4 protein-coding genes and 1 pseudogene are annotated in these 7886 nt (G+C 53.1%); 3 read left to right on the top strand and 2 right to left on the bottom strand.

Going from position 1 to position 7886, the window contains the following annotated elements:
• Positions 1 to 100 precede the first annotated feature (100 nt).
• Positions 101 to 2896, top strand: coding sequence for a DUF4132 domain-containing protein (locus tag KP705_RS09250; protein ID WP_215764349.1), 2796 nt, complete (start codon positions 101 to 103; stop codon positions 2894 to 2896).
• Positions 2897 to 3045: 149 nt separating this feature from the next.
• Here KP705_RS09250 and dnaJ read toward each other — a convergent pair whose 3' ends face one another.
• Positions 3046 to 4188, bottom strand: coding sequence for a molecular chaperone DnaJ (gene dnaJ / locus KP705_RS09255; RefSeq protein WP_064275651.1), 1143 nt, complete (start codon positions 4186 to 4188; stop codon positions 3046 to 3048).
• Positions 4189 to 4306: 118 nt separating this feature from the next.
• Positions 4307 to 6208 (bottom strand): molecular chaperone DnaK, encoded by a 1902-nt coding sequence (gene dnaK / locus KP705_RS09260; RefSeq protein ID WP_046900582.1) that lies wholly within the window; start codon positions 6206 to 6208, stop codon positions 4307 to 4309.
• 231 nt (positions 6209 to 6439) lie between these two features.
• Here dnaK and KP705_RS09265 point away from each other — a divergent pair, with 231 nt between their 5' ends.
• Positions 6440 to 7567, top strand: coding sequence for a hypothetical protein (locus KP705_RS09265; RefSeq protein ID WP_198150548.1), 1128 nt, complete (start codon positions 6440 to 6442; stop codon positions 7565 to 7567).
• Positions 7568 to 7726: 159 nt separating this feature from the next.
• A pseudogene (locus KP705_RS20070) lies at positions 7727 to 7886 on the top strand (glycerol dehydrogenase); the annotation flags it as partial.

The following is a 7886-nucleotide window of genomic DNA, read 5'->3' on the forward strand; positions in this document are numbered from 1 at the left end:
GCATAAATATGTATTACTGTCTAATTAAAGAGTTGGATCGAAGTAGATCTCTATATATTTAAAAATTTATACTAATTGAAATCCATGCCCGGGAAAGACAATGCCCCAGACTGACCTTCTCGACACAGACGTCGCACTCGCACGGATGGTTCTGACCGAGGTCGGAATTCTCGAAAATCAATTGATCCTCTGGATGACGGAAATGGAAAAAATTGATGGGCAAATTTTCTGGAAACTCAATAATGCATGGGTCGAACGCCATAAATCAAAAATCGCATCGTATTACGGAATTATTAAGCAGCCACTTCTCGATAATATAACCATTCATCATGTTCCCCTAACAACATGTATGGCGGGAGAACTCTTGGGAATTGGAAGTCTTCCTCGTCCTCCAAACTGGTTCCGGCGATACGCGAAACAGGAAACTAGCCATACGCTTGGAATAGAAACGTCACGGTTATTTCCCTCAAAGTATAGATTATCGGAAGCTGCTCCGCTTCATGCGGCGAAGCGTGGAATGGCCAGTTATATGCGTTTGTTCAGGAGTTCGGGGCGTAGCCTTCCTAATGAACGATGGTTCGATCAGGCTCTTCTTGATATTGAAGATATGAGCCGGGACTTTCCACATCTTCTGTGGGTTGCGCGTGAGGGAGTAATTCGAGAAGATCCGGCTTCTTCAGTCAATGATATGAATAGTCGGCTTGAGCTTTTTCAGGTTCCCGATTCACCAAAGCCTTCCGAGAAAACACTGGCACGGTTTTCTACTCGATTAAGTGAACCGGACGGACATCAAGAGCTCAATTTTGCAAGATTTTTTCTGCAGGAATATGGAAAAATTTCTGAAATTCATCGAGTACATTATAATCTACTGGGTGTGCCGCCCCTTTATCGTGCCGCTATTTTTCCGCGCTTTGTGCGGCTGATTAATCTGGTTTTTTCGAAAGCCGGTTCAGTCATTAAGGTGGCTGAAGCACTTATCCAAAATCCTGATCTTTATACTTTTCGGCGTGGGCACCCGAACGATGCGGATGTTATGTCGTTTGGCAAATTCCATCGCCTGCGAACAAAACTTCCTGCCAGGAAGCGACTCCCGGCAAAGTCGTCATGTTGTGAGAGTTTTTCTGACAAGCCGGATATTACAATATCCATCTTTCCTGGCTGTCTTTGTATGGTTGCTGCAGCGAAAGAGTTATCCGATGTCTCATGGTTATTGTCTCTGTGTACACAAGCTTTGAAAAAAGAGGATGTTGCGAAGTTTAATCGCCTTGTAGCAACTGTTGGAGAACTTGCCACGATTGATGCCATTCGTGGACTTGCACGACTTCGATCCCAAGTCCGGCATTCGACGATGTTAGGTCAGTTGAACGCGGCTCTTGCATATGCGGCGTCGGCATCCGGGCTGACGACAGTTGAAGCAGAGGAACTTATTGCGCTGCAATATGGGTTGAATGAATCTCATTGTCGCATGGATGAATTATCTGATGGCCTCAAAGTGGTTTTGAGCCTAACGGGTTCAGGTCAAGGTGTGATCCACTACGAAGATGCAGAAGGTAAACATTTAAGCAGGCTTCCCGTTATGGTGCGTAAAGCCCCGGGAGTTGAAGCGATTTTTCGCGCGGCAAGAGCAGACGCAAAAATGCTGACAGCCGATATGTCCATTCACCGTCTGAGGTTGGAGCGGTCGTGGCTGACGGGGCAAACTTGGCTTTACTCCGTGTTTCAGGAGCGCTGGCTTTCTCATCCCGTTCTCGGATGGCTCGCGCGGCGCCAGATATGGCTTGTTGCTGAACCAGACGGGACGGTGGTTTTCACCTGCCTGTTTGGGGACAATGGGGAAGTATATGACCCCGATGGAAATAAGCACCTTCCCCTTAAGGCCGGAGTACTTCTGAGCTTGTGGCATCCTCTTCATGGTGAAGGAAAAGATGCTGACGGAAAATCTATTGTTGCACGCTGGAAAGAAACTCTGGAACGATTGAAAATCAGCCAGCCAATTCGCCAAGCCTGGCGGGAAACATACACACTTACTCAGGCAGAGCGTGAAAGCTCTCCGGCATCCTATCGCTATGCTGGACGAATTTTAAATCAGGCTCAGGTGGTCGAAGTCGGGCGCAAAAGAGGATGGCGTATCCGCAACCTTTCTCCTCATATACCATCATCCGAAAGCGCTCCCTGGACGTTCGGGCTCCCTGCGCATGGTATTTATGCTGAAATAAGAACCGGAGGTGTAGGGATCAACGATCTTGAACATGGTGCCGGGACTTTTACTCACGTCATGACCGACAGAATCAGGTTCTGTGTTCTGAAAGATCAAGGAAACTGGCTCTATGACGGAGGCCGTAAACTGACTGAGATGAAAACGCCGCTTCGTCTTGGCGATATCTCTCAAGTCGTGTTTTCCGAGATCATGCGTGATGTTGATCTGATGGTCAGCACGGCTGCGAGCAATCTTTCCTTTGACTTGGAAACGATCTCGTCCATTCCAGATCTCGGGGTATGGCGCCGCCAGTCGGGTCTGGCGAACATCTCCATATCAAATGAGTCACACTTCGGCGGCCTCGCTCAAAGTCGCCGTGAGGCAATTGTCTCTTTATTGCCGTCGTTCAAAGCTGGGGACGCGATTAGTGTTGACGGAAATTATGTATTTATAAACGGCATTCGGCATAATTATAAAATTAATATCGGAACCGGTGATGTAATGGTTATTCCCTATAATCGTCATCTTGTCCTGCGGTCTGATATTGGGAAATTTTCATATGATGAAAGTTCTGAGTATATACCACTGCATGATGACGATCAGTTGGATTTAATTCTTAATAGAATCACGATGCTTTTAAAAGATAATCGTATTCGTGATCAGGATATTCTGGACCAGTTGGCGTCACTGTCGGATTGAATTTGACACTGCGTTTAATCTGAAACTGGTCCGGTATTATTTCAACTCTTCAAAGCGACCGTTAGTTTTTTAATGGAAGACAACTGTCGTGGACAGCTATGAAAAAAGCATAAAAAAACCCCTCCGTTTCAGGAGGGGTTTTTCTGTTATCAGCGACCTTCGAAGAAATCCCGGACCTTGGCAAAGAAGCCGCTGTTTTCAGGGCTTGCCTTGGCGTGATCGTCACCTGCTTCTTTCTCGAACTCTTCAAGAAGTTCGCGCTGGCGCTTGGTCAGGTGATGCGGTGTTTCCACCGAGACCTGAATGTACATGTCCCCACGGGCAGAAGACCGCAATACGGAGAACCCCTTGCCGCGCAGGCGGAAGGTTTCACCTGTCTGCGTCCCTGCAGGAATGCGGACACGGGTGCGACTGCCGTCAATGACAGGAACCTCAACCTCCGTCCCCAGTGCAGCCTGCGTCATGCGCAGCGGAACGCGGCAGTAGATATTGGCGCCGTCACGCTGGAAGATGTCATGCGACAGGACCGAGACGTGCACATACAGATCGCCGGGCTGTACACCTTCTCCCCCGGCTTCACCGCGGCCTGCCATGCGGATGCGCGTGCCATCCTCAACGCCAGCCGGAATTTCGATCTGAAGGGTTTCAGTCTTTGCCTGGGTGCCTGTGCCCTGGCAGACTTTGCACGGATTGCGAACCGTACGGCCTGACCCATGACAGGTGGGGCAGGGACGCTCGACAAGGAAGAAACCCTGCTGCGCGCGGACTTTACCCGCACCATGGCAGGTAGCGCAGGTCGTGCTGCCACCACCGGCATCCGCGGAGCCAGAACCATGACAGGATTCACAGGCAACGCGCGTGCGGACTTCAACGCTCTTGGTTACGCCGGAGAAGGCTTCGGTCAGACTGATTTCAACCTGAACCTGAACGTCAGCGCCTGTACGACGTCCGCCGCCACGGCGGCCGCCCATCATGTCTCCGAACATCTGGTCAAAGATGTCCCCAAGACCACCAGCGCCGAAACCACCAAAGCCTCCGCCGCCGCCCATTCCACCCATGCCGCCGTCGAAGGCTGCGTGTCCGTACTGGTCGTAGGCTGCGCGCTTCTGCTCGTCCTTCAGGACGTCATAGGCTTCGTTGATTTCCTTGAATTTCTGCTCGGCTGCATCATCCCCAGGGTTACGATCCGGGTGATAGCGCATGGCCTGCTTGCGGAAAGCTTTCTTCAGCTCATCTCCGGAAGCAGTACGCGAAACTTCGAGGCTTTCGTAGTAATCGATCTTCGTGGCCATGATCGGTCCTTGTCTGAGGGCCGGAAACAAGAATGGCGCCCACCCCCTTGCGGGAACGGGCGCCCTTCGGAAAACAGGTCAGGCGGGGCGGGAAGCCCCACCTGGGGAAGTCACCCGATCAGTGCTTCTTGCTGTCGTCGACGTCTTCAAAGTCGGCGTCGACAACGTTTTCGTCCTTGGCTTCCGCACCCGCAGCTTCACCACCCTGCTGGGCCTGATCTGCCTGATACATGGCCTGACCAACCTTCATGGCAGCCTGCGTCAGACGCTCGCTTGCGCTCTTCAGCGTTTCGACGTTCTCGCCACCCAGAGCTTCACGGGCTGCTGCGATAGCGGCTTCTGCTTCAGACTTGTCTGCAGCCGGAACCTTGTCGCCACCTTCCGTGAGGGACTTTTCGGTCTGGTGGATCATGCTCTCGGTGCTGTTGCGCAGCTCGACCAGCTCGCGCTTGGCCTTGTCAGCGGAAGCGTTCGCTTCAGCTTCCTTGACCATGCGATCGATGTCACCGTCGGACAGACCACCAGAAGCCTGGATCTTGATCTGCTGTTCCTTGTTCGTCGCCTTATCCTTGGCGGACACGTTGACGATACCGTTGGCATCAATGTCGAACGTAACTTCAATCTGCGGAACGCCACGCGGTGCCGGAGCAATGCCCTGCAGGTCGAAGTTGCCAAGCAGCTTGTTGTCCGCTGCCATCTCACGCTCGCCCTGATAGACCTTGATGGTCACGGCGTTCTGGTTGTCTTCAGCCGTGGAGAAGGTCTGGCTCTTCTTGGTCGGGATCGTCGTGTTGCGGTCGATCAGACGGGTGAACACGCCACCCAGCGTCTCGATACCCAGCGACAGCGGCGTCACGTCGAGGAGCAGAACGTCCTTTACATCACCCTTCAGGACGGCGCCCTGAACGGCTGCACCGATAGCGACCACTTCGTCAGGGTTGACGTTGCGTGCCGGATCCTTGCCGAAGAATTCCTTAACCGTCTCGATGACCTTCGGCATACGGGTCATGCCGCCAACGAGGATGACTTCGTCAATCTCGCTCGTGGACACGCCAGCATCCTTGATAGCGGAACGGCACGGACCAAGCGTACGCTGAACCAGATCGTCAACCAGGCTCTCCAGCTTGGCACGGGACAGCTTGACCACAAGGTGCTTCGGGCCAGACGCATCAGCCGTGATGAACGGCAGGTTGATCTCGGTTTCCTTGGAAGAGGAAAGCTCGATCTTGGCCTTTTCAGCGGCTTCCTTCAGACGCTGCAGGGCAAGCTTGTCGCCACGCAGGTCGATGCCCTGGTCCTTCTTGAACTCATCAGCTAGGAAGTCGATCACGCGGTTATCGAAGTCTTCACCACCCAGGAACGTATCACCGTTCGTGGACTTCACTTCGATCACGCCGTCAGAGATCTCGAGGATGGAAACGTCGAACGTACCACCACCAAGGTCATACACAGCCACCGTGCCAGAGTCGCGCTTACCAAGGCCATAAGCCAGTGCAGCTGCGGTCGGCTCGTTGATGATACGCAGGACTTCAAGGCCAGCAATCTTGCCGGCGTCACGAGTTGCCTGACGCTGTGCGTCGTTGAAGTAAGCCGGAACCGTGATGACAGCCTGTGTGACCGTTTCACCGAGGTAGGACTCGGCCGTTTCCTTCATCTTGCCAAGAACGAATGCAGCGATCTGGGACGGGGCGTAATCTTCGCCACGAGCGCGAACCCATGCGTCGCCGTTGTCGCCCTTGACGATTTCGTAAGGGACCATGCCCTTGTCCTTGGCGACGGTCGGGTCGTCGTAACGACGACCGATCAGGCGTTTGACGGCATAGAGCGTGTTGGATGGGTTAGTAACAGCCTGACGCTTCGCGGCCTGTCCGACAAGGCGCTCACCGTTTTCGGTGAAGGCAACCATGGACGGCGTCGTACGGGCGCCTTCGCTGTTTTCAATAACGCGGGTCTCGTCACCTTCACGCACTGCAACGCAGGAATTGGTCGTGCCGAGGTCAATACCGATGACTTTGCTCATAATATGTCCTTTCAGCGGCTCGCTTCGGCCCTGTCAGGCACCGGGGCGAGCCCTTGTGACGTAAAATCCGATCCATCAAGGGATCGTGTTTCCGAGACCAGATTTAGGCGGGGCAGCAAAGTGTTTCAAGCCTTGGCGGTAACATCTTTCATGAAAAATATACGTTCGCATCATTCAGGAAACGGTTGTGACTTCCGCTTGGCCACGGAATGGTCCACTTTGAGATAAGTCATGAAAATTAATCTGATATTCCGGGCCACGCCCCTGGCTGCACTTATCTGTCTTGCTGCCTGTGGGCCGATAGGGCCATCCAGGCTTCAGCATGACGAGCTTGAATACTCGCGCGCTCTGGGCGAATCCCAGAAGCATGAGATGCTCCTGAATATTGTGCGCCTGCGTTATGCTGATCCGCCGACGTTTCTGGATACGACGCAGGTGATTGCCGGATATAGCGTATCCAAAAGTGTCAGCGGCGGGTTCTATGCCTATCCCGCTACGGCGGTCGGAAATTATCTCTTTGGAACAGGGACGATGACGGCGGGGGAAAGCCCCACCTTCACCTATCAGCCCGTGACAGGGCAGCAATACGCCGAGAATATCGTGCGGCCAATTTCTCCCACTGTTATCATGCCCCTGAGTCTCGGTGGTCTTCCCATTGACACCCTCTTGCGCCTGACAGCGCAGTCGATCGATGGACTGTCCAACGTGCGAGGGCTGGGAGCAGGGCCGTTTGGTGGAGGTTCTGTCCGCTTTTATCTCCTCCTGCATGATCTGCGTCAGCTTCAGATCGCAGGCGCGATGACAATCCGTATTACGACCGATGCGCCGCCTCCGACCGATGACAACAATAACAAGAAGAGTTCGTCCAAGCCGGAAAACGGCAACGGCCAAGAGCATTCCTATCTGGTGCTGTCTTCGACATCTGATAGCAGCCTTCTTTCGACACAGGCAGAAGTGCGTCGCCTCCTGCATCTGGATGCCCAGGCTGAAGAGGCGGAAATTGTTTACGGCCCCTATCCCAAGCACCCCGGTCAGATTGCCATTCTGACGCGCTCGATGCTCGCGATGCTCACGCAGCTTGCTTATGAGGTTGAGGTTCCTGAAGAGGACATCAAGGTTGGCCGGACACCGCCGACGATCGGGCAGGTGGGTATCGAGAACCGGCCGGAAGTCGTCATCCATTCAGGACACAAGGTTCCCGACCGCCGATATGCGGCGGTTGAATATAATGACATGTGGTTCTGGATTGATGAGAAAGACTTCCAGAGCAAGCTTGCCTTCACAATGGTTCAGGTCCTCAGTGCCCTCGCCGCCACCAACCATACAGGTGGCGCAGTGGTCACGATTCCAGCTGGATAATGCGGATATTTACTCAAATTATCATTTGTCGAATGGTTCCAAGCACATTTTTTTTACCGCAAATACGCCTTTGTTAAAGGATATTCAGAATAACTCTAATGGACCTCGCTGGATAATCGACATACCGTCCCGGGTATTCAGTCTGGGAGGCATCCGGTTATGCCGAATATTAACGGCACGAAGACTCTGACGGAGTGGCTGACGCTGCTTCTGGGGGTCGTTATTCTTCTTGTGGGCCTGATCTTTGTCATCATGGGGGCTGACCTCGCGATGCTGGGCGGCTCTGTTTACTATGTCATTTGCGGGATCGTGCTGGTTG

Origin of the sequence: Gluconobacter sp. P1D12_c, from assembly GCF_018812105.1 — a bacterium.
GTDB lineage: Bacteria > Pseudomonadota > Alphaproteobacteria > Acetobacterales > Acetobacteraceae > Gluconobacter > Gluconobacter oxydans_A.

Coding starts and splice junctions, on each gene's coding strand:
- dnaK (WP_046900582.1), bottom strand. CDS start 6,208: ATGAGCAAAGTCATCGGTATTGACCTCGGCACGACCAATTCCTGCGTT.
- KP705_RS09250 (WP_215764349.1), top strand. CDS start 101: ATGCCCCAGACTGACCTTCTCGACACAGACGTCGCACTCGCACGGATG.
- dnaJ (WP_064275651.1), bottom strand. CDS start 4,188: ATGGCCACGAAGATCGATTACTACGAAAGCCTCGAAGTTTCGCGTACT.
- KP705_RS09265 (WP_198150548.1), top strand. CDS start 6,440: ATGAAAATTAATCTGATATTCCGGGCCACGCCCCTGGCTGCACTTATC.